Annotated in this window: 18 protein-coding genes; 11 read left to right on the top strand and 7 right to left on the bottom strand. The window is 70.0% G+C overall.

Going from position 1 to position 21,508, the window contains the following annotated elements:
* The first annotated feature begins 20 nt into the window (after positions 1-20).
* Both secD and secF read left to right on the top strand, forming a co-directional pair.
* A complete protein-coding gene (gene secD, locus AB3X10_RS14275; protein WP_369975786.1) occupies positions 21-1,865 on the top strand; it encodes a protein translocase subunit SecD in 1,845 nt (614 codons plus the stop codon).
* Positions 1,866-1,977: 112 nt separating this feature from the next.
* A complete protein-coding gene (gene secF / locus AB3X10_RS14270; RefSeq protein ID WP_369975785.1) occupies positions 1,978-2,943 on the top strand; it encodes a protein translocase subunit SecF in 966 nt (321 codons plus the stop codon).
* Positions 2,944-3,113: 170 nt separating this feature from the next.
* Here the strand turns inward: secF and AB3X10_RS14265 are convergent, their stop codons facing one another.
* On the bottom strand, positions 3,114-3,941 hold the full coding sequence (locus AB3X10_RS14265) for an inositol monophosphatase family protein (protein ID WP_145700618.1): 828 nt from the start codon (positions 3,939-3,941) through the stop codon (positions 3,114-3,116).
* Between the two features lie 116 nt (positions 3,942-4,057).
* Here AB3X10_RS14265 and AB3X10_RS14260 point away from each other — a divergent pair, with 116 nt between their 5' ends.
* From AB3X10_RS14260 to AB3X10_RS14250, 3 genes are all read left to right on the top strand, one after another.
* Complete coding sequence (locus AB3X10_RS14260; protein ID WP_369975783.1) at positions 4,058-4,816, top strand: RNA methyltransferase; 759 nt, start codon at positions 4,058-4,060, stop codon at positions 4,814-4,816.
* Between the two features lie 233 nt (positions 4,817-5,049).
* Positions 5,050-5,940, top strand: coding sequence for a phosphate/phosphite/phosphonate ABC transporter substrate-binding protein (locus AB3X10_RS14255; RefSeq protein ID WP_369975782.1), 891 nt, complete (start codon positions 5,050-5,052; stop codon positions 5,938-5,940).
* The gene (locus AB3X10_RS14250; protein WP_369975781.1) at positions 5,937-8,075 is read left to right on the top strand and encodes a putative bifunctional diguanylate cyclase/phosphodiesterase; all 2,139 of its coding nucleotides are present in this window, start codon (positions 5,937-5,939) and stop codon (positions 8,073-8,075) included. Before AB3X10_RS14255 ends, AB3X10_RS14250 begins: the two co-directional genes overlap by 4 nt.
* Positions 8,076-8,243: 168 nt before the next feature.
* On the opposite strand, the gene AB3X10_RS14245 is transcribed toward AB3X10_RS14250, so the two are convergent.
* Positions 8,244-9,272: a glycoside hydrolase family 43 protein gene (locus tag AB3X10_RS14245; protein WP_369975780.1), complete on the bottom strand. Its 1,029-nt coding sequence runs from the start codon at positions 9,270-9,272 to the stop codon at positions 8,244-8,246.
* Positions 9,273-9,493: 221 nt separating this feature from the next.
* Complete coding sequence (epmB, locus tag AB3X10_RS14240; protein WP_369975779.1) at positions 9,494-10,525, bottom strand: EF-P beta-lysylation protein EpmB; 1,032 nt, start codon at positions 10,523-10,525, stop codon at positions 9,494-9,496.
* A gap of 101 nt (positions 10,526-10,626) precedes the next feature.
* On the opposite strand from epmB, the gene efp reads away from it, so the two are divergent.
* From efp to AB3X10_RS14210, 6 genes are all read left to right on the top strand, one after another.
* The gene (efp, locus tag AB3X10_RS14235; RefSeq protein WP_179563921.1) at positions 10,627-11,193 is read left to right on the top strand and encodes an elongation factor P; all 567 of its coding nucleotides are present in this window, start codon (positions 10,627-10,629) and stop codon (positions 11,191-11,193) included.
* Positions 11,194-11,316: 123 nt separating this feature from the next.
* Positions 11,317-11,970 carry a TMEM175 family protein gene (locus tag AB3X10_RS14230; RefSeq protein ID WP_369975778.1) on the top strand — a complete coding sequence of 218 codons (654 nt, stop codon included), beginning with the start codon at positions 11,317-11,319 and terminating at the stop codon, positions 11,968-11,970.
* Between the two features lie 25 nt (positions 11,971-11,995).
* Entirely contained in the window at positions 11,996-13,330 is a 1,335-nt protein-coding gene (locus tag AB3X10_RS14225; protein ID WP_369975777.1) for a TRZ/ATZ family hydrolase, read from the top strand.
* Between the two features lie 52 nt (positions 13,331-13,382).
* Complete coding sequence (ubiG, locus tag AB3X10_RS14220) at positions 13,383-14,102, top strand: bifunctional 2-polyprenyl-6-hydroxyphenol methylase/3-demethylubiquinol 3-O-methyltransferase UbiG (protein WP_369975775.1); 720 nt, start codon at positions 13,383-13,385, stop codon at positions 14,100-14,102.
* Between the two features lie 49 nt (positions 14,103-14,151).
* Positions 14,152-14,865: a phosphoglycolate phosphatase gene (locus tag AB3X10_RS14215; RefSeq protein WP_369975774.1), complete on the top strand. Its 714-nt coding sequence runs from the start codon at positions 14,152-14,154 to the stop codon at positions 14,863-14,865.
* A gap of 21 nt (positions 14,866-14,886) precedes the next feature.
* Positions 14,887-15,588 carry a squalene/phytoene synthase family protein gene (locus AB3X10_RS14210; protein ID WP_369975772.1) on the top strand — a complete coding sequence of 234 codons (702 nt, stop codon included), beginning with the start codon at positions 14,887-14,889 and terminating at the stop codon, positions 15,586-15,588.
* A gap of 145 nt (positions 15,589-15,733) precedes the next feature.
* Here the strand turns inward: AB3X10_RS14210 and AB3X10_RS14205 are convergent, their stop codons facing one another.
* The 4 genes from AB3X10_RS14205 to eat all read right to left on the bottom strand — a co-directional run bounded on the left by AB3X10_RS14205 (position 15,734) and on the right by eat (position 21,102).
* Positions 15,734-16,915, bottom strand: a complete 1,182-nt coding sequence (locus AB3X10_RS14205; RefSeq protein ID WP_369975771.1) for a putative acyl-CoA thioester hydrolase — start codon at positions 16,913-16,915, stop codon at positions 15,734-15,736.
* Positions 16,916-17,442: 527 nt separating this feature from the next.
* A complete protein-coding gene (gene eutC, locus AB3X10_RS14200; protein WP_369975770.1) occupies positions 17,443-18,270 on the bottom strand; it encodes an ethanolamine ammonia-lyase subunit EutC in 828 nt (275 codons plus the stop codon).
* Positions 18,271-18,281: 11 nt separating this feature from the next.
* Positions 18,282-19,676 carry an ethanolamine ammonia-lyase subunit EutB gene (locus AB3X10_RS14195; RefSeq protein ID WP_369975769.1) on the bottom strand — a complete coding sequence of 465 codons (1,395 nt, stop codon included), beginning with the start codon at positions 19,674-19,676 and terminating at the stop codon, positions 18,282-18,284.
* A 49-nt stretch (positions 19,677-19,725) separates the two neighbouring features.
* Positions 19,726-21,102: an ethanolamine permease gene (gene eat, locus AB3X10_RS14190; RefSeq protein WP_369975768.1), complete on the bottom strand. Its 1,377-nt coding sequence runs from the start codon at positions 21,100-21,102 to the stop codon at positions 19,726-19,728.
* Positions 21,103-21,508: the final 406 nt, after the last annotated feature.

Below are 21,508 nucleotides of genomic sequence, written 5' to 3'. Positions count from 1 at the left end.
GCGTCGTGCGGGGTCCTGCAATGCTCGAGTTTCCGCGCTGGAAGTACTTCCTCATCCTGATCGTGCTGGCGTTCAGTGCGTTGTACGCGCTGCCCAACGTCTACCAGAAGGACCCTTCGGTACAGATCACCGCCAGCCGCGGCGGCCAGCTCGACGAGGCCCTGCGCGAGCGGGTCAGCGCCGAGCTGAAGGCGGCCGGGATCACCCCCAAGTCGGTGGCCAAGGAAGGCGATAGCCTGATGGTGCGCCTGCCGAGCCTGCAGGCGCAGACCCGCGCCAACGACATCCTGCGCCAGCAGGTCGGCGAGAACTACACGGTGGCGCTGAACCTGGCCTCGACCGTGCCGCAGTGGCTGTCGGCGATCGGCGGCAAGCCGATGGTGCTGGGCCTGGACCTGGTCGGCGGCGTGCACTTCGCGCTGCAGGTGGACCAGAAGGCGGCGCTGGAGAAGCGCCTGGACGCCTTCGCCGAGGACATCCGCACCACGCTGCGCGACAACCGCATCGCCTACCGCCTGGTCGAGCGCCGTCCCGACAACAGCATCCAGGTCGGCCTGGGCGAAGGCGCCAACGCCGACGCCGCGCGTGCCGCGCTGGCCAAGGCGCAGCCGACGCTGAGCTATGCCGTGTCCGCGCAGACCATCACGGTCAGCATCCCCGACGCCGAGCTCAAGCAGATCGCCGCCGGCGCCATCGAGCAGAACCTGACCACGCTGCGCAACCGCGTCAACCAGCTCGGCGTGGCCGAGCCGATCATCCAGCGCCAGGGCGAGGACCGCATCGTGGTCGAGCTGCCGGGCGTGCAGGACACCGCCGAGGCCAAGCGCATGATCGGCGCCACCGCCACGCTGGAGTTCCGCGGCGTGGTCGAGGGCAATGCCGAGGACGCTGTGCGCACCGGCAACATCCCGCCGGAGGCCAAGGTGTACCGCCTGCGCGACAGCGGCGCCCCGGTGCTGCTGAACAAGCGCGTGCTGGTGTCCGGCGACCAGATGGTGAACGCCACCGTCAGCAACGACCAGAACGGCCTGCCGGCGGTGGCGGTCACGCTCAACAACGTCGCCGGCCAGCGCATGTTCGACTACACCAGCGCCAACACCGGCAAGCTGATGTCGGTGGTCTACATCGAGCGCATCCCGACCGTGAGCATGGTCGACGGCAAGGAAGTGCGCAGCGTGCGGGTCAAGGAAGAGGCGCTGGCGCCGACCCGCATCGCCGGCGTGTTCGGCAAGAACTTCCAGACCACCGGCCTGGAGAAGGTCGAGGCCGAGAACCTGGCCAAGCTGCTGCGCGCCGGCTCGCTGGCCGCGCCGATGGACTTCGTCGAGGAATACGTGATCGGCCCGAGCCTGGGCGCGGAGAACGTCGAGCGCGGCGTCACCGCGGTGATCTACGCGTTCCTGTTCACCCTGGTGTTCTTCGGCGTGTACTACCGCATGTTCGGCGCGATCACCTCGGTGGCGCTGCTGATGAACCTGCTGATCGTGGTCTCGGTGATGTCGCTGTTCGGCGCCACCATGACCTTGCCCGGCTTCGCCGGCCTGGCCTTGTCGGTGGGCCTGTCGGTGGACGCCAACGTGCTGATCAACGAGCGTATCCGCGAGGAGCTGCGGCTGGGCGTGCCGCCGAAATCGGCGATCGCCGCCGGCTACGAGAAGGCGGGCGGCACCATCCTCGACGCCAACCTCACCGGCCTGATCGTCGGCGTGGCGCTGTATGCGTTCGGTACCGGTCCGCTGAAGGGCTTCGCGCTGACCATGATCATCGGCATCTTCGCCTCGATGTTCACCGCGATCACCGTCTCGCGCGCGCTGGCCACGCTGATCTACAGCCGCCGCAAGAAGCTCAAGTCCGTCGCTATCTGATGCGAGTCCCTCGCAAGCGCCCGCACACCCATGCGCGGGGCAAGAACTGCGAGTCCTTCGCAAGAGCCCGCCCATCCGTGGGCGGGGTCCAAATTATGAAGAGCAGGTCTCCATGAAAATTTTCCCGCTTCATCTGATCCCGAACGACACCAAGATCGACTTCATGCGCTGGCGGCGTCCGACCCTGGTGCTGATGCTGGTGCTGGCGGTGGCCTCGCTCGGGGTGATCTTCGCCAAGGGCTTCAACTACGCGCTGGAGTTCACCGGCGGTGCGCTGGTGCAGACCAGCTTCCAGAAGCCGGTGGACATCGACCATGTGCGCGAGCAGCTGGCCACGGCCGGCTTCGAGAACGCGCAGGTGCAGAACGTCGGCAGCGGCAACGAGATCGTGATCCGCCTGCAGCCGCAGGGCGAGCACAACAACGAGGACGTGACCAAGAACCTCGCCGAGCAGGTGCGCAAGGCGGTGACCACCGCCGACAACCCGGCCACGGTGAAGCCGGGCGAGTTCGTCGGCCCGCAGGTCGGCAAGGACCTGGCGCTGAACGGCGTCTACGCGACCGTGTTCATGCTGGTCGGCTTCCTGATCTACATCGCGTTCCGCTTCGAGTGGAAGTTCGCGGTGGTGGCCAGCCTGACCGCGCTGTTCGACCTGCTGGTGACGGTGGCCTACGTCTCGCTCACCGGCCGCGAGTTCGACCTGACCGTGCTGGCCGGCATGCTGTCGGTGATGGGCTTTGCGATCAACGACATCATCGTGGTGTTCGACCGCGTGCGCGAGAACTTCCGCAGCCTGCGCGTGGAGCCGCTGGAAGTGCTGAACCGCTCGATCAACCAGACCCTGTCGCGCACGGTGATCACCGCGGTGATGTTCTTCCTGTCGGCGCTGGCGCTGTACCTGTACGGCGGCAACTCGATGGAAGGCCTGGCGCTGACCCACATGATCGGCGCGGTCATCGTGGTGATCTCCTCGGTGATCGTGGCGGTGCCGCTGCTGTCGATCGGCCCGTTCCAGGTCTCCAAGCAGGACCTGCTGCCCAAGTCCAAGGATGTGGAGGCGCTGGCGCGCAGGCCCTGAGGGACTGGGATTGGGGATTGGGGATTGGGGATTCGCAAAAGCGGGTTCCCGGTTCCGCAACAAAAAAGCCGCGCAGATGCGCGGCTTTTTTGTTTGGGGAAGAGGGGGAGGTCGGCGATGGGGTGCCGCTCTTGCGAATCCCCAATCCCGACTCCCCAATCCCGGCCCCATCAGAACTTCGCGTCGAACTCCGCCGCATACCCCGTATTGACGATCAGCTTCTGCAGCGCCTCGCTGACCTTGATGTTGCCGGCCACGATCTGGAACTGCGGGGCGCCGCGGTCGTCGATGCGGCCCGGGGTGGCGCCCTTGAAGTCGGTGATGCGGCCGCCGGCCTCGCGCACCAGCAGTACGCCGGCGGCGATGTCCCAGGCCTTCACGCCCGCCTCGAAGTAGGCGTCGGTGCGGCCGCAGGCCACGTAGGCCAGGTCCAGGGCGGCCGAGCCGGTGCGGCGGATGTCCTCGGCCTGCACCATCAGCGCGTCCACGCACTTGAGCTGGGCGCTGGTGCGCTTGCGCTCGCGCGGGGCGAAGCCGGTGTTGACCATCGCCCCGTTCAGTTCCTTGCGCTCGCTGACGCGGATGCGGCGGTCGTTGAGCACCGCGCCGTTGCCGCGGCTGGCGGTGAACAGCTCGTTGCGCAGCGGATCGAAGATCACCGCGTCGATCGGCTCGCCGTTCTCGACCAGGGCGATCGACACGCAGTAGTGCGGGAAGCCGCGCAGGTAGTTGCTGGTGCCGTCGAGCGGGTCGATCACCCACATGTAGCGGCCGCCGCCCTGCACGCCGCCTTCCTCGCCCATCACCCCGTAGTCGGGATAGGCGCGGCGCAGTTCCTTGACGATCACCTTCTCCGCGTCGGCATCGACTTCGCTGGCGTAGTCCATGCGGTCCTTCTGCACCACGTTCAGCGCTTCCAGCCGGTTGATATGGCGCAACAGCACATTGCCGGCGAGGCGGGCGGCCTTGACCATGACGGTGACGGCGGGTTTTTGCATGGCAACGGCTCCCGAGCGGGCGGAGAAGGATCTGGCGGAGGAAAAGAACAGTCCGGCGCGAAGGCCGGCCGCACAGTTTACCATCTACGCCCCGTTCGCTCCGCATCTTTCCTGCCATGACCGTTTCCTCCCGCATCCGCTTCGTCCTGGTCGGTACCCAGCACCCCGGCAACATCGGGGCGGCGGCGCGGGCGATGAAGACCATGGGCCAGGCGCGGCTGGTGCTGGTGGCGCCGGAGCGCGCGCTCGACGAGGACGGCTACCGGCGCTCGGCCGGCGCCGAGGACGTGCTGCAGCAGGCGCCGGTGCTGGCGACCCTGGCCGAGGCGGTGGCCGACTGCCAGCTTGTGCTCGGCTGCACCGCGCGCAGCCGGCGGGTGTCGCTGGAGGAGCTGCTGCCGGCCGACGGCGCGCAGCGGCTGGTCGCCGCCGCCGCGGAGCAGGCCGAGGTGGCGCTGGTGTTCGGCCGCGAACGCACCGGCCTGACCAACGAGGAACTGCAGCTGTGCCATGCGGCGGTGCACATCCCCTCCGATCCGGCGTTCAGTTCGCTCAACCTGGCCGCGGCGGTGCAGGTGCTGGCCTACGAACTGCGCCTGGCGCAGCTGCGCGGCACGGAACCGGCGCCCGCGCCGGAACCCGGCTTCCGCGAGGCCGCGGCCAGCCATGCGCAACTGGAAGGCCTGTTCGGGCAGTTGGCCGATACCCTGGACGACATCGATTTCCACAAGGGCCGCGCGCCGGATTCGGCGATGCGCAAGCTGCGCCGGCTGTTCCTGCGCAACGCGCTGACCGAACAGGAAGTGCGGCTGCTGCGCGGCATCCTGTCCGATGCGCAGCGCATGGCGCGGCTGGCGGGACAGGCGCGCAGTTAGCTTCGTGACGCAGGACCGGGACTCGGCAAGGCAGAGTTCCGAATCATCGGCGGCGGCTCGCTCGTCGTGGCACACGGGACGTTTCTTTCCTTGCCGCGCCATGCCCGCTACGAATCCCCAATCCCAAATCCCCAATCCCCGCGTCGACAGCTGTCGCCGGCTGACGCTTTCGGCTAGGCTTATGGCTCAATATTGGGGAATGCGGTTTGCGAATTTCGCGGTGGCGTGTCGTCATGGTGTGGCTGGCGCTGGCGATCTGCTGGCCCGCGGTTGTGCACGCACGCCCGTCGGTGCTGGTGCTCGGCCGCATCAGCGACAACCCCAAGGCCCACTACGAACAGCTGAAGCCGTTGCTGGACTACGTGGTGCCGCGCATGCGCGATGTCGGCATCACCTCCGGGCAGATCCTGATGGCGCGCGACAGCCAGCAGATGAGCAGCTACCTGCGCCGCGGCCGCGTCGACTGGGTCACCGAGACCGCGGCCACCGCGATGGCGCTGCAGCAGCGCGGCGGGGTGCGGCCGCTGTTGCTGACCGAGCGCAGCGGCGTGCGCGAGTACCACACCGTGTTCTTCGTGCGCCGCGACGGCCCGCTGCATACCCTGCACGACCTGCAGGGCCGCACCCTGGCATTGCAGAGCACCTTGTCCACCAGCGCCTACCTGGTGCCGATGATGACCCTGTTCGAGCACGACCTGCGTCCGGAGATCCTGCTCTCGCCGAAGGACCAGGCCTCGGCGAACACGGTCGGCTACGTGTTCGCGCGCTCGGAACTCAACATCGCCTCCTACGTGCACAAGCACCTGGTGGACTGCGGCGCGTTGAGCAATCTTGACTGGGACGACGACCGCCGCGTGCCGCCGGCGTTCCGCCGCGATTTCCGGGTGATCTACCGCAGCGAGCCGTTCCCGCGCGCGGTGGAGATGGTGCGCAGCGACCTGGCGCCGCCGGTGGAGGCGCGCCTGCGCGAGGTACTGCTGGAGGCCGCCGACGACCCGCAGGGCCGCGCCGCGCTGCGCAAGTTCTTCGGCACCTCCGGCTTCTATCCGCTGGATCCGGCCTCGCAGAAGCGGCTGGACCAGCTGCGTGCCGGCGTTGCGCGGGTCAAGCTGGAAGTCGAATGAAGACGCTGCGTTTCGGACTGCAGGCCAGGTTCCTGCTGGCGATGGGCGTTGCCGCGTTGCTGATCATGGCGATCCTGGCGCTGATGCTGGAGCGGCAGGCGGCGATGCAGAACGAGGTGCGCACGCTCAGCGGCAACGTGATCCATGGCCTGTTCGACCGCAGCATGCGCACCCGCGGCGAGACCCTGGCGCGGCAGCTGTCCGATTCGCTGGCCAATCCGGTGTACTACTCGGACCTGGACGCGATCGGCACCCAGGTGCGCGCGGCGCTGGGCTACGTGGCGGTGGCCTACGTGCTGGTGTACGACGCGGACGGGCGCCTGATCCACGACGGCAGCGACGATCTGCCAGGCTACGGCCAGCGCATGCGCGGCCCGATGGCCGATGCGGCGATCAAGGCCAACGGCCTGCTGGCGCAGGAATCCGACGAGATCCTGGACGTGTCGATGCCGATCATGATCGGCGACCAGCGCGTGGGCGGGGTGCGCGTGGGCATGTCCTGGACGCGGGCGCTGGTCTACGAGCGCAAGGCCGGCGAGAACCTGGCCCAGCGCCTGGACGCGCTGGGCAAGCGCCACCTGGGCTGGCTGTTGCTGCTGCTGGCGGCGCTGGGCTTGACCGCGGTGATGGTGGCGATCTACGTGCAGCGCACGCTGGTGGCGCCGATCCGCTGGCTGGCCGCGGCCGCGCGCCAGATCGAGGCCGGCGACTACGTGGTGGAGCGCCGCGACAGCGGCCGCCGCGACGAGGTCAGCGAACTGCTGCGCGCGTTCGGGCGCATGAGCGAGGCGATCGCGCGCCACGACCGCGACGTGCGCCACATGGCCTATACCGACGCCTTGACCGGGCTGACCAACCGGCTCGCGTTCCGCGAAGCGCTGGACCACCGCATGCTGTCCGCGCGCGCCTCGCACCGGCGCCTGGCGCTGCTGTTCGCCGACATCGACGACTTCAAGCGGATCAACGACACCCTCGGCCACGAGGCCGGCGACGAGGCGCTGCTGCAGTTCGCGCGGCGCATCCAGCTGGCGGTGGACCAGCTGGGCGGGCACGACGCGTTGCTGGCGCGCTTCGGCGGCGACGAGTTCGTGATCCTGGTCGAGGACGAGCACGTGGTGCAGGTCGCCACCGGCCTGGCCGAGCGCCTGGTGCAGGAGCTGCGCGAGCCGCTGCGGATCCAGGACCGCGAGGTGTTCATGGGCACCTCGATCGGCATCACCGTGTATCCCGGCGATGCCGAGGACGCCTCGGCGCTGCTGAAGAACGGCGACATCGCGATGTACCAGGCCAAGCTGGCCGGCAAGAACTGCCACCGCTTCTACAGCCGCGCGATGGACTACGCGGTGGAGCGGCGCGTGCACATGGAGCACGAGTTGCGCGGCGCCTGGGACCGCGGCGAACTGAAGCTGGTGTACCAGCCGATCTTCCGCACCCTGGACCGGCGCATGGTCGGCGTGGAAGTGCTGCTGCGCTGGCAGCACCCGGCGCTGGGCACGATCTCGCCGACGGTGTTCATCGACGTGGCCGAGCAGAGCGGGCTGATCGAGAGCATCGGCCCCAAGGTGCTGCGCGCCGCCTGCCACGAGGCCACGCAGTGGCAGCGCTTCGACGGCAGCCGCGACCTGTTCGTGTCGGTCAACGTGTCGCCGCGGCAGCTGCGCAGCGGCGACCTGCCGGAAATCGTCGCCGACTGCCTGCGCGAATCCGGGCTGCCGGCGGCGCAGCTGCACCTGGAGCTGACCGAGACCGCGGTGATCGGCGACGAGCTGCAGGCGGCCAGCATGCTGGCGCGGCTGCACCGCACCGGGGTCAAGGTCTGGCTGGACGATTTCGGTACCGGCTTCTCCGGCCTGAGCCACCTGCGCCAGGTGCCGGTGGACGGGGTCAAGATCGACAAGAGCTTCGTCGCCGACCTGCAGCGCGACCCCGACGACCTGGCGCTGACCACCGCGATCATCGCCATGGCGCATTCGCTGGGCATCACCGTGGTCGCCGAGGGCATCGAGCAGGAAGTGCAGTTCGAGCTGCTGCGCGAGCGCGGCTGCGAACTGGGGCAGGGCTTCTGGCTCAGCCACCCGCTCAGCGCCAGCGAATTCCGCCAGTTGCTGGCCAACGAGGGCGCGCCGCGCGGCTAGGCGGGGCGTCGATGCGCGGGGTTGCACTTGTTTTTGTAGGAGCGGCTTCAGCCGCGACAGGCGTTACCGGTAACGCCTGTCGCGGCTGAAGCCGCTCCTACACAAAGGCAGATCGGCGGTGGCAGGGCCGGAGTATGTCTGACGGCCCGATCAGTCGCCGCTCCAGCCTCACCGCGCCATATCGGGAACCGACACCCCGGCCTCGGTCTGCCGCACCGGTCGCATCGTTCCGTCCGGGTTGTAATGCAGGTATTCGACCGTCACCGCGCGCCGGCCGATGGCGCCGTTCAAGTCGCCGATCGCCAGGGTCGCGTTGTGCAGGAACAGGTACCAGTGGCCCTTGAACTCGACGATGCCCGGGTGGATGGTGAAGCTGTACTTGCCCGAGCCGGTCAGTTCGCCGCGATAGGTCCACGGCCCAGTGATGGCCGGCGCGGTCGCGTAGGACACGTGCTCGTCGCGTTGCGTGGCGCGGTCCAGCGAGGCGTAGCTCAGGTAGTACAGGTCGCCGCGCTTGTGCAGCCAGGGACCTTCCTCGAAATGCGGCGGGGTGATCTCGCGGATCGGGCCGTCGAGTTCGATCATGTTCGGCTTGAGCCTGGCCAGGTAGCACTGGCGATTGCCCCAGGCGATCCAGGTGCTGCCGTCGGCGTCGGTCAGCACGGTCGGGTCGATGTCTTCCCAGCTGTGCGTGCCCTTGGGCGTCATCTCGTTGCTGATCAGGGCCGAGCCGCGGGCGTCCACGAACGGACCGGTCGGCGTGTCCGCGACCGCGACCGCGATCGCCTTGCCCGGATGCGTGGCATCGTGCTCCACCGCGGCGTAGAAGTAGAACTTGCCGTTCTTCGCGATGGCCTGCGAGGCCCACGCATCCTGCTTGGCCCACTTGAAATCGCTGACGTGCATGATCGGCGCGTGCGCGGTCCAGGTCTTCATGTCCTTGGTCGAATACACCAGCCACTCGCGCATGGTGAACATCTCGTCGCGCTGCGCCTCGTCGTGGCCGACGTACAGATACAGCGTGTCGCCGACCACCAGCGGCGCGGGGTCGGCGGTGAACCGGTCGCGGACGATCGGGTTGGAGCCGGCGGCCGCTGGCGGCTCAGCCGCGAACGTTGCGGTGGCGGCCGCGGCAAGCAGCGCCATGAGTCCGAGACGGCATTGCCGGCGGCGCCAGGTCTTGGTCAAGGCATGCATCGAGGTCTCCCTTTGGTAGCGCTAGCATTGCGGTGCAGACTAGCTGAAGAGCCGGGATTGGGGATTGGGGATTGGGGATTGGGGATTCGGAAAAGCGAGTCCCGGTGCGCGATGTACTAAAAGGGCGCAAATGGCGTCTTTGGCGAAGCGCCGGCGAATGGGGGGGCATCCCGCCTTTCGCTTTTCCGAATCCCCAATCCCCAATCCCGAATCCCAGCTCTTCAGAGCGCGCGCTTGCCGGTGTCGCCAGGGATCTCGCGCACCAGCTTCGGCACCAGATAGCCGGACAGCCGCGCGGCCAGGGCCTGGTGCAGCGCGCGCGCGGTGGCGTCGTCCACTTCGAAATGGGCCACGCCCTCGACCCGGTCCAGCTGGTGCAGGTAATACGGCAGCACGCCGGCGGCGAAGCTGCGCTCGCTCAGCGCGGCCAGCGCCTCGACGCTGTCGTTGACCCCGCGCAGCAGCACCGCCTGGTTCAGCAGCTGCGCGCCGGCGCCGCGCAGCTGCGCCAGCGCGGCGTCCACCCCGGCGTCGAATTCGTTGGCGTGGTTGGCGTGGATCACGAACGCCAGCGGCCACGGCAGGCCGCGCAGCCAGGCCAGCAGCGGCGCGTCGACGCGCTCGGGCAGCACCACCGGCAGGCGGCTGTGGATGCGCAGGCGCTTGAGCTGCGGGATCGCCGCCAGCGCATCGGTCAGTTCGGCCAGCTTGGGCGTGGCCAGCGACAGCGGGTCGCCGCCGGACAGGATCACCTCGTCGATGTCCGGGTCGGCGGCGATCGCCGCCACCGCCTCGCGCCAGCCGTCGCGCGCCGCGGTTTCCTCGGCATACGGGAAGTGGCGGCGGAAGCAGTAGCGGCAGTGCACCGCGCAGCTGCCGGTGGCCACCAGCAGCGCGCGGCCGCGGTATTTCTGGATCACCCCGTCGGCCTTCTTGGCCGCCGCATCGCCGACCGCGTCCAGCGCGAAGCCCGGTACCCGGCGCAGTTCGGCGTCGATGGGCAGCACCTGGCGCAGCAGCGGGTCGTGCGGGTCGCCGTGGCGCATGCGCGCCACGAAGCCGTGCGGCACGCGCAGCGCGAACTGCGTCGCAGCCTGTTCGGAGACGCCGAGCGCCTGCGGGTCCAGCCCGAGCAGCGCCAGCAACTCTCGCGGGTCGCGCACCGCATCGCGCCACAGCTGCTGCCAGCGCGGCGGGGCCAGAACGGCGGGGGACGGGGACGGCTGCATCGGGCGGGGGGCTGCGGTTATCATATGCGGTCATAAAACGAGTGCCCGCCGGTTGCGGCGGGGCTTTCCATTCTATCCGGCCGGCCGCCGAACGCGGCGGGTTTGCCTTACCCGAGGAGTTTCAGATGGCCAGCTACGGCATGAACGACGTCAAGACCGGGATGAAGATCCTGGTCAACAACGAACCCGCGATCATCACCGAGACCGAATACGTGAAGCCGGGCAAGGGCCAGGCCTTTACCCGCATCAAGTACCGCTTCATCAAGTCCGGGCGCGTGGTCGAAATGACCATGAAGGCGACCGACAGCGTGGAAGCGGCCGACGTGGTCGACACCAACATGCAGTACCTGTACACCGACGGCGAATACTGGCATTTCATGCAGCAGGAAACCTTCGAGCAGGTGCAGGCCGACAAGGTCGGCGTCGGCGACGCCGCCAAGTGGATCAAGGGCGAGGAGGATTGCGTGGTGACGCTGTGGAACGGCACCCCGATCCAGGTCACCCCGCCGAACTTCGTCGAACTGAAGATCGTCGAGACCGACCCCGGCGTGCGCGGCGACACCTCCGGCGGCGGCGGCAAGCCGGCCACGCTGGAAACCGGCGCGGTGGTGCGGGTGCCGCTGTTCGTCGGCCAGGACGAAATCATCAAGGTCGATACGCGCTCGGGCGAGTACTTCTCGCGCGTCAAGTAAGCCGACGCGCCCGCGGCCGCAGCCGGCCGCGGGCGTGCCCGCGCGCTGGCGTGCGGCGGCCAGGCATCGCAATGCCGGATCGCCGCGGGGCGGTGCCGGCCGACCCCGCTTCCAGGAATTTCCGTGACGACCAGCCACGCCGACAGCGCCGACAGCAGATACCCGCACGACCGGGTCGTGTTCTTCAGCGACGCGGTGTTCGCCATCGCCATCACCCTGCTGGCGGTGGAGATCAAGGTGCCGGGGCATGCCGAGGTCGAGGCCGCCGGCGGCATCCTGGCCGCGCTGCACCGGATGTTGCCGCTGTTCATCGGGTTCGCGGTGAGCTTCCTGGTAACCGCGCTGTTCTGGAAGTCGCACCTGCAGCTGTGCCGGCATATCCGCCAGTTCGACGACCGGCTGATCTGGCTCAACGTGCTGCAGTTGCTGCTGATCGGCCTGCTGCCGTTTTCCACCGCGCTGTATTCGGACTACTTCGGCAGCCACGAGGCGTTCGCGGTGTATTGCGCGCATCTGGCCGCGATCGGCCTGGCCGCCTACCTGCTGCATGCCTACGCGGTGCGCAAGGAAGGCCTGGCGCAGCGGCTGGGCGCGCTGCAGGCGCGGGCGATGACGCTGCGCGTGGCGGTCGCGCCGGTGGTGTTCGCGCTGTGCATTCCGCTGGCGATGGTCGCACCCATGCTGGGGCGATTGGGTTTCGTGGCGGTGTTCGTGCTGCAGTGGGTGGTGATGCGCGTGTACCGGCGCCGCATCGGCCAGGCCCAGGCGGCAACCTGATCCTTCCTTTTCCAGAGCGCTTGCGATGACCTCCATTCCCGAATCCTGCGACCTGCTGATCGAAGCCGGCTACGTGGTCCCGATCGAGCCGCACGCGGTGGTGCTGGAGGACCACGCGGTGGCGGTGCGCGGCAGCGAGATCGTCGCGGTGCTGCCGCGCGCCGAGGCGCAGGCGCGCTTCGCCGCCGCGCGCACGGTGTCGCGCCCGGACGCGGCGCTGCTGCCGGGCCTGGTCAACGCGCACACCCACAACCCGATGACCCTGCTGCGCGGCATCGCCGACGACCTGCCGCTGATGGTGTGGCTGCAGCAGCACATCTGGCCGGTGGAGACCGCGGTGATCGGCCCGGAGTTCGTCGCCGACGGCACCGCGCTGGCGATCGCCGAGATGCTGCGCGGCGGCACCACCTGCGCCAACGAGAACTACTTCTTCTCCGACGTGCAGGCCGCGGTGTACAAGCAGCACGGCTTCCGCGCGCGGGTCGGCACGGTGATCATCGATTTCCCGACCGCCTGGGCCAAGACCTCCGACGAGTACTTCGAACGCGCCTGCGAGGTGCACGACCAGTGGCGCGACGATCCGCTGATCGGCATCGCCTTCGCCCCGCATGCGCCTTACACGGTCAACGACGCCAACTTCGAGCGCGTGCGCATGCTGTCCGACCAGCTCGACGTGCCGGTGCACCTGCACACCCACGAGACCGCGCAGGAGATCGCCGACTCGCTCAAGCAGTACGGCCAGCGCCCGCTGGCGCGGCTGGACCGGCTCGGCCTGGTCAACGACCGCCTGATCGCGGTGCACATGACCCAGCTCACCGACGCGGAGATCCACCTGTGCGCCGAGCGCGGGGTCAGCGTGGTGCATTGCCCCGAATCCAACCTCAAGCTCGCCTCCGGGTTCTGCCCGGCCTGCGCCTTGCAGCGCGCGGGCGTGAACCTGGCGATCGGCACCGACGGCTGCGCCAGCAACAACGACCTGGACATGTTCAGCGAGAACCGCACCGCGGCGATCCTGGCCAAGGCGGTGGCCAACGACGCCACCGCGCTGGACGCGGCCAGCACGCTGCGCGCGGCCACCCTGGGCGGCGCGCGCGCGCTGGGCTTCGGCGAGAAGATCGGCTCGATCGAGGTCGGCAAGCAGGCCGACCTGATCTGCGTGGACCTGTCGGCGCTGGAGACCCAGCCGCTGCACAACGTGCTGTCGCAGCTGGTCTACGCGGCCGGCCGGCAGCAGGTCAGCGACGTGTGGATCGCCGGCCAGCGCAAGCTCGAGCAGCGCATGCTGGTGGACATGGACGCCGACGCGCTGGTCGCCAACGCGCGGCAGTGGCGCGAGCGCATCCGCAGCGTGCACGCCTGATCCGCTTCACTGCCGTGCCGCGATCCGCGCGCGGCCCAACCGAGATGCCGCCATGACCGCTTCCGCTCCCAATCCAACCGCCAACTTCGATCAGGCCGAACTGGACAAGTTCGGCGCGCTGGCCACCCGCTGGTGGGACGCCGACGGCCCGCAGAAACCGCTGCACGCGCTGAACCCGGTGCGCCTGCGCTACGTCGCCGAGCGCGTGCCGCTGCGCGGCGCCAGCGTGCTCGACGTGGGCTGCGGCGGCGGCCTGCTCAGCGAGGCGCTGGCCAAGGAGGGCGCGCAGGTCACCGCGATCGACCTGTCGCCGGAGCTGGTCAAGGTGGCGCGGCTGCACCAGTTCGAATCCGGCGTGGAGGTCGACTACCGCGTGCAGTCGGTCGAGGACCTGGCCGCCGAGCGCCCGGGCAGCTTCGACGCGATCACCTGCATGGAGATGCTCGAACACGTGCCCGATCCGGCGGCGATCGTGCGCGCCTGCGCGACCCTGCTCAAGCCCGGCGGCCAGCTGTTCCTGTCCACCCTCAACCGCACCCCGGCCGCGTTCGCGCTGGCCATCGTCGGCGCCGAATACGTGGCGCGGCTGCTGCCCACCGGCACCCACCGCTACCAGGACTTCATCAAGCCGGCCGAGCTGGCGGCCTGGCTGCGCCAGGCCGAGCTGCAGCTGCACGACGTCAGCGGCATGCTGTACGAGCCGTGGCGCAACCGCGCGCGGCTGTCCACGCGCACCGAGGTGAATTACCTGGCGTGTGCGGTGAAGCCGTGATTCGGGATTGGGGATTGGGGATTGGCAACAGCGGGCGCGCGTGCGCGTGATGGGCTTCGCCCAGCCGCCGCAGGCCGGGGCATCCCGGAATTTCCCGCGCGCGGTGCTGTTCGACCTGGACGGCACGCTGCTGGACAGTGCGCCGGATCTGCTGGCCGCGGCCAATGCGCTGCGCGCCGAGCATGGCGCCGACCCGCTGAGCCTGGAGCAGCTGCGTCCGGTGGTGTCCAAGGGCTCGCGGGCGATGCTGGGCGTGGCGTTTCCCGAGCTGCCGGGCGCTGCGCGCGATGCGCTGATTCCCGATTTCCTGCGCCATTACGAAACGCTGATCGGCCGGCATTCGCAGCCGTTCGACGGTATCGCCGCCTTGCTGCAGCGGCTGGAGGACGCCGGCTGCGTGTGGGGCATCGTCACCAACAAGCCCGAATACCTGGCGCGGCTGATCCTGCCGCAGCTGGGCTGGGAACGGCGCTGCGCGGTGCTGATCGGCGGCGATACCCTGGCCGAGCGCAAGCCGCACCCGCTGCCGCTGCAGGTGGCCGCGCAGCGCATCGACGTGCCGCCGGCGCAGGTCGCCTACGTCGGCGACGACGAACGCGACATCCTCGCCGCGCGCGCCGCCGGCATGGCCTCGGTGGCGGTGCTGTGGGGCTATCGCCTGGACGGCGAGGACCCGCTGGCCTGGCGCGCCGATGCGCTGGTCGCCGCGCCGGCCGACCTGCTCGATGCGCACGCCTGGCCCGGCGCGGCGCAGCGTCCCTGACCTTCCGGAATTCCCGATCGCATGAGCAGCACCTCCGCCCTGGATGCCTTCCTCGACAAATGGCGTAGCCGCTGGCCGGAATGGGCGGTGGCCGAGACCTTCGTGCCGGCGCCGCAGCGCACGCGCACCGTGGCCTGGTTCGCGCTGCTGCAGGAATTCGACGACATCCTCAACATCGCCGGCGATCCGCTGCCGGCCGACGCCAAGCTGGCGTGGTGGGGCGAGGAATTGCGCAGCTGGGCCGGACAACGCTCGCGGCATCCGCTGGGACGGGTGCTGGAGCCGGTCGCCGCGCCGTGGGCGCAGCTGGCCGAGGCCTTGCCGGGGCTGCTCGCCTCGCGCGCGGCCGCGGCCGATCCGGCGCATGCCTACGAGCGCCTGGAGGCGTTCGCGCTGGCCGCGGCGCAGGTCGAATGCGCCGTGTTCGAGGGCCAGCGCGACGCGGCGGCGGCGCTGGCCACGCAGGTGCTGGCGCAGCGCCTGGCCGACGCCGGCATCGCCGCGGTGCCGCTGTCGCTGCGCGGCGGCGACGAGGCGCAGGCGCAGCAGCGCTGGGCGCAGGCCTTGCTGCAACGCTGGCCGCGGCGCGTGCACGGGCCGCGGCCGCGGCGCATCGTGTCGGCGCTGGCGCGTGCGCGGATCGCGCAGCAGGCCCGCGCCGTGCGCAAGCCGCCGAGCGCGATGGCCACGCTGTGGCGCGCCTGGTGGGCCGGCCTGGGCTGAGCGCCGGACCCATCCGCAGCGCCGCTCCTGCGCGCGCCCGGGGCCATGGCATCGCGGGTGCCGACGCAGGTGCGTTTCCCGCCGGCTTGCTGGTGCCGTGCCCGCGCGCAAGCGGCGCGATGCGCTCCTGGAGCGGCGGCGCGCCCTAGTCGGCGCTGCCGGCGCCGCTGTTGGCGTATTCGTAGAAGCGGTTGGCCGACTGGGTGCAGCCGCTGCTGCAGTACGGCCGGCCGACCGTGGACGCGTTCCATGGCGCGCTCTTGCGGATGTGCGCGCCCAGGCTGGACTCGCGGATCACCACCTTGCCGTTGGGCGAGCTGCCGTTGACGTAGTTGGACAGGCTGCCGACGCTCTCGTCCCAGGCGCGGCCCAGGTACACCGTGTTCGCCGACGGGCCGCCGACCGCGTCGAAGGTGCTGGCCACGGCCAGGAAGCCGTAGCCGCTGCCGGGGCGGGTGCTGGGGGCGAAGATCACCCCGCCGTTGCCGGCGCCGCGGCGCGCGGCGGTGTAGCGGATCGTGCTGCCGGAGAACACGGCCACGCCGGAGCCGAAGATGAAGTCGGTGTCGCCCTCGATGCTGCCGCCCTTGAAGAACGCCCGGATCACCGTGTTGGCGCTGCCGGCGCTGACCAGCAAGGTGTCCTGGTTGCCGGTGAGCGCCACGTTCTCCAGCACCGCCTTGTCGCCGCGCAGCGCCAGCGCCACCGCCGACTGGTTGCTGCTGGCGTAGGTGTCCTCGACGTAGCTGTTGACGATGGCCAGGTTGCGCGCCTGGAACTGCGCAGCGCGCACGGTGACGGTGCCGCTGTCGGAGGTGCCGATCGTAGTGCTGGAGGCGTTGCTGGCGCAGGGATGGGTGGCGCTGCCGCTCGGTTTCGGCGTCGGGTTGGCGTTGCCGAAGCTGATGGTGGTGGCGGCCGGCGCGCTGCCCAGGCCGAACAGGGTGATCGGCGGCGCCGCCGCGGGCACGCACACCACTTCCTTGTAGGTGCCGGGCTTGACGCTGATGTAGCGGCGCATGCTGCCGCCGGCCGCGACCGCGGCATCGACCGCGGCCTGCACGCTGCGGTAGCGGGTGGAGCCGTCGGCGGCGACCGCGTAGTCGGCGGTGAGCAGGGCGACGCCGGCGCTGGGATTCCAGTTGTCGGTCGTCAGTGCACCGATGCTGCCAGCCTGGGCCAGGTGCTTGGCGATGGTCTGGTTGGCCGCCTCCGCACTGGTCAGCTGCGGCCGGGAGGCGGTACCGGTCAGCGCCCAGGCGGTGGCGATGACGCCGCCGGCCAGGGCGAGGGTGGCGGGAATCTGGAACCAGCGCGATGCGGTCATGGCATGTGCTCTCTCTCGGTTGTGGTGGGCCCTGCGCCACGGCTGCACGGCGTCGTCGACGGTCGATTGATACCGGTGTCATCCGGTGGCCGCAGGGTGGCGATCGGTGGCCATGGCGTGGCCGGCGCGAATGCTAGGCGCGCCGGGACGCGTTGCCGTTCGATGCCGCAGCCAAATGCCGGTTGTGGCGGAGCGATCACGTTTTGCAGGGAAGGCGGGCGTTGGCGCCTTCGTCGGCGGCGTGGCTCGCGTGATCGGTTGCAGTGCCTGGCCGGAACCGCATCCCAGGTCAGTCCGCGGTGTCGCGCGCCGCCCGCGCGGGCTGCTGCGTTGCGCCACGGCGCTGCGCGACGCCTGACACGGTGTCAGGCATTTTCCGGATGATGGCGCTGACGTCGGCAGCGCCGATGCGTGCGCGTTGCCGAAGCGGGCCGCAGCAGCGCCGACGCTGGCCTAGGCCGCCGCTTGCGCCAGCACCGACGCGCCTGCGCCGCTGCGGCCCGCCGCGCGGACGGGCAGGACCCAGCTCACTCCGGGATCAGGAAATTGCCCAGCGGCTTGCGCGCTGTGTCGTCTGCGGCCGCCAGCGCGGGCGTGTCGGCCTGGTCCTTCAGCTGCACGCCGGACAGTTGCCGCCGGCATGCCTCGCGCATCAGGTAGCCCAGCTTGTGCGCGGCCTGCGCATAGCTCAGGCCGGCCTCGCGCACATTGGAGATGCAGTTGCGGCAGGCGTCGTTGAGGCCCACGCGCGGGGCGTAGGTGAAGTACAGGCCGAGGCTGTCCGGCGAACTGAGGCCGGGGCGCTCGCCGATCAGCACCACGCTCATCCTCGCGTCCAGCAGTTCGCCGATCTCGTCGCCGATCGCCACGCGGCCCTGTTCGACCAGCGCCACCGGCGCCAGGGTCCAGCCCTCGGCTGCGGCCAGCGCGTCGATGCGTTCCAGCATCGGCGTGGCGTGGCGGTGCACCGCCAGCGCCGACAGGCCGTCGGCCACCACCAAGGCCAGGTCGTAGCCACGGCGCTGCAGCGCGACGTGGCCGCGCAGTTCGCCGGCGGCGTCCTCGCTCAGCCGGCGGCCCAGGTCGGGGCGCTGCAGGTAGAGGTGACGGTCGGCCGCGGCGCTGCGCAGGGCGAGGTGCACGCGACCGCGTGCGTCCAGCGCCGTGGCCAGCGGCGCCGGATCGAAGCGCAGGTGCACCGCGTCGCGCGCCTGCGCATGCGCGAACTGGAAATCCAGCTGCGCCGCGGTCGGCAGGCTGGTCCCGGTGCGGCCCAGAGCGATGCGCGCCGGGGTCAGCCGGCGCAGCGCGGCCCAGGGATCGGCGCGGGAGGAGCGTTCGCTGTCGTCGTGCATATGCGGCGCGCTCAGCCCAGTTGCGCCAGCGCGCGCCGGAACGCGGCCGGCGGCTCGTGGCCGAGGCGGAAGCGGCCGTTGTCCAGGCGCAGGATGTCCAGCCGCTCCAGCCAGGCCTCGAACTCCGGCGCCGGGCGCAGGCCCAGCGCCTGGCGCGCGTACAGCGCATCGTGGAACGAGGTGGTCTGGTAGTTGAGCATCACGTCGTCGGAGCCGGGGATGCCCATGATGAAGTTGATCCCGGCGGTGCCGAGCAGGGTCAGCAGCACGTCCATGTCGTCCTGGTCGGCCTCGGCATGGTTGGTGTAGCAGATGTCGCAGCCCATCGGCACGCCGAGCAGCTTGCCGCAGAAGTGGTCCTCCAGCCCGGCGCGGATGATCTGCTTGCCGTCGTACAGGTACTCGGGGCCGATGAAGCCGACCACGGTGTTGACCAGCAGCGGCTTGAAGCGGCGCGCCACCGCGTAGGCGCGCACCTCGCAGGTCTGCTGGTCCACGCCGTGGTGCGCGTCGGCCGACAGCGCGCTGCCCTGGCCGGTCTCGAAATACATCACGTTGTCGCCGACGCTGCCGCGCCCGAGGCTCAGTCCGGCCTCGTAGCCTTCCTGCAGCAGCGCCAGGTCGATGCCGAAGCTGGCGTTGGCCTTCTGCGTGCCGGCGATGGACTGGAACACCAGGTCCAGCGGCACGCCGCGTTCGATCGCCTCGATCGAGGTGGTGACGTGGGTCAGCACGCAGGCCTGGGTCGGGATCTGGTAGCCGGCGATCACCGCGTCGAGCATCTTCAGCAGTTCGCAGATGGTCTGGGTGTTGTCGCTGGCCGGGTTGATCCCGATCACCGCATCGCCGTTGGCGTACAGCAGCCCGTCGAGCACGCTGGCGGCGATGCCGGCCAGGTCGTCGGTGGGGTGGTTGGGCTGCAGGCGGGTGGACAGCCGCCCGCGCAATCCGAGCGTGTTGCGGAACGCGGTGACCACGCGGATCTTCTGCGCCACCAGCACCAGGTCCTGGATGCGCATCAGCTTGGACACCGCCGCCGCCATTTCCGGGGTCAGCCCCGGCGCCAGCGCCGCCAGTGCGACGTCGTCGGCCGCCTCGCCCAGCAGCCAGTCGCGGAAGCCGCCGACGGTGAGGTGCGCCACCGGCGCGAACGCGGCGGCGTCGTGGCTGTCCACGATCAGCCGGGTCACCTCGTCGTCCTCGTAGGGGATCACCGCCTCGTCGAGGAAGTGCCGCAGCGGCAGGTCGGCCAGCGCCATCTGCGCCGCCACCCGCTGCGGCTCGCTGTCCGCGGCCAGCCCGGCCAGGCGGTCGCCCGAACGCGCCGGCGTGGCCTTGGCCAGCAGGTCCTTGAGGTCGTCGAAGCGCCAGGTCTGGCCGCCGACGCTGTGTGCGAAACCGCTCATGCCGGGTCCTCCCGCCGGCGCCTGCGCGGCGCCGGCGCCGTGTCGTCGATCATGCCTCGCCGCCGGCCTCGGCGGCGACAATGCCGCCGTTGCCGCGCAGGCTCAGCGCGCAGCAGCCCGCGCCGAGCAGCATCAGGCCCAGGAACAGCAGCGCCAGCAGCGCGTTGAACCACACCATCGCCGCCAGGCACACCACCGCCAGCAGCAGCGCCAGCGCCGGCACCAGCGGATAGCCCGGCGCGCGGTAGCTGCGCGGCAGTTGCGGCTCGGCGCGGCGCAGCTTGAACAGGCTGAGCATGCTCATGATGTACATGACGATCGCGCCGAACACCGACATGGTGATCATCGCCGCGGTCAGCGACATGCCCTGCACCTGCACCAGCCCGTCGCTGTAGATCGCCGCCACGCCGACCACGCCGCCGGCCAGGATCGCCCGGTGCGGGGTGCGGAAGCGCGACAGCCTGGCCAGGCCGTGCGGCAGGAAGCCGGCGCGCGCCAGCGCGAAGAACTGCCGCGAATAGCCGAGGATGATGCCGTGGAAGCTGGCCACCAGGCCGAACAGGCCGATCCACACCAGCATGTGCAGCCAGGTCGAGTTATGCCCGACCACCGCCTTCATCGCCTGCGGCAGCGGATCGTTGATGTTGGACAGGGTGCGCCAGTCGCCGACGCCGCCGGCCATGATCATCACCCCGAACGCCAGCGTCACCAGGGTCAGGATGCCGGCGATGTAGGCGCGCGGGATGGTGCGCCTGGGGTCCTTGGCCTCCTCGGCGGCCATCGCCGCGCCCTCGATCGCCAGGAAGAACCAGATCGCGAACGGGATCGCGGCGAAGATGCCGCCGATCGCCGCCACGCTGAACGTGTCCGACCCGGCCCAGCCGCCGCGCACGAAGTTGGCCACGCTGAAGCCCGGCGCGACCACGCCCATGAACACCAGCAGCTCGATCACCGCCAGCACGGTGACGATCAGTTCGAAGGTGGCGGCGATGCCGACGCCGAGGATGTTCAAGGTCATGAAGATGGCATAGGCGCCGACCGCGGCCAGGCGCGGGTCCAGGGTCGGGAACTGCACGTTGAGGTAGGCGCCGATCGCCATCGCGATCGCCGGCGGCGCGAACACGAACTCGATCAGGGTGGCGATGCCGGCGATCATCCCGCCGGCGGTGCCGAACGCGCGCAGGCTGTAGGCGAACGGGCCGCCGGCGTTGGGGATGGCGGTGGTCAGCTCGGTGAAGCTGAAGATGAAACAGGTGTACATCACCGCCACCAGAATGGTGGTGACCAGGAAGCCGAGGGTGCCGGCGGCGCCCCAGCCATAGCTCCAGCCGAAGTATTCGCCGGAGATCACCAGGCCCACGGCGATGCCCCACAGGTGCAGGGTGCCGAGGGTGGGTTTGAGCTTGTCGATCGTCATTGCGCACATCTCCTGGACGGGGGGAGGGAGAGCGAACGCCGCGGTGGGACCCGCGGGGACTGCGATTGCGCATTGCGCGCCGTTGCCGGCGCCGGGCCGGCGGCGTAGGCCGGTCGCTTCACGGTTATACCGCAAAGCAGCATGGCGGCGCGGGTCCGGGCCGCGGCCGCATTTGGATACGATCGGCGGCGACGGCTGCGCTATCCTTCTGCATGGATTTCAGGGGGCCGTCGGTCCGGTGGGGACGGGCCACGCCGTGCCTGGCGCGGACGCGACGAGGAAGATCGAGAGTGGATTCATGCCGATGAGCGAGCAGGTGACGATGCCGCAGCGGGCGCGCCCAGGCACGGCCCGTCGGCGTGCCGTCGCGTCCGGCGCCCGGGACGTTGCGCGCGACGCCGGCCAGCGGCCGGCC

Origin of the sequence: Xanthomonas sp. DAR 80977 (genome assembly GCF_041240605.1) — a bacterium.
GTDB lineage: Bacteria > Pseudomonadota > Gammaproteobacteria > Xanthomonadales > Xanthomonadaceae > Xanthomonas_A > Xanthomonas_A bundabergensis.
Note: the sequence above shows the minus strand (reverse complement) of the source record. Positions and strands in the feature narration are given on the sequence as shown.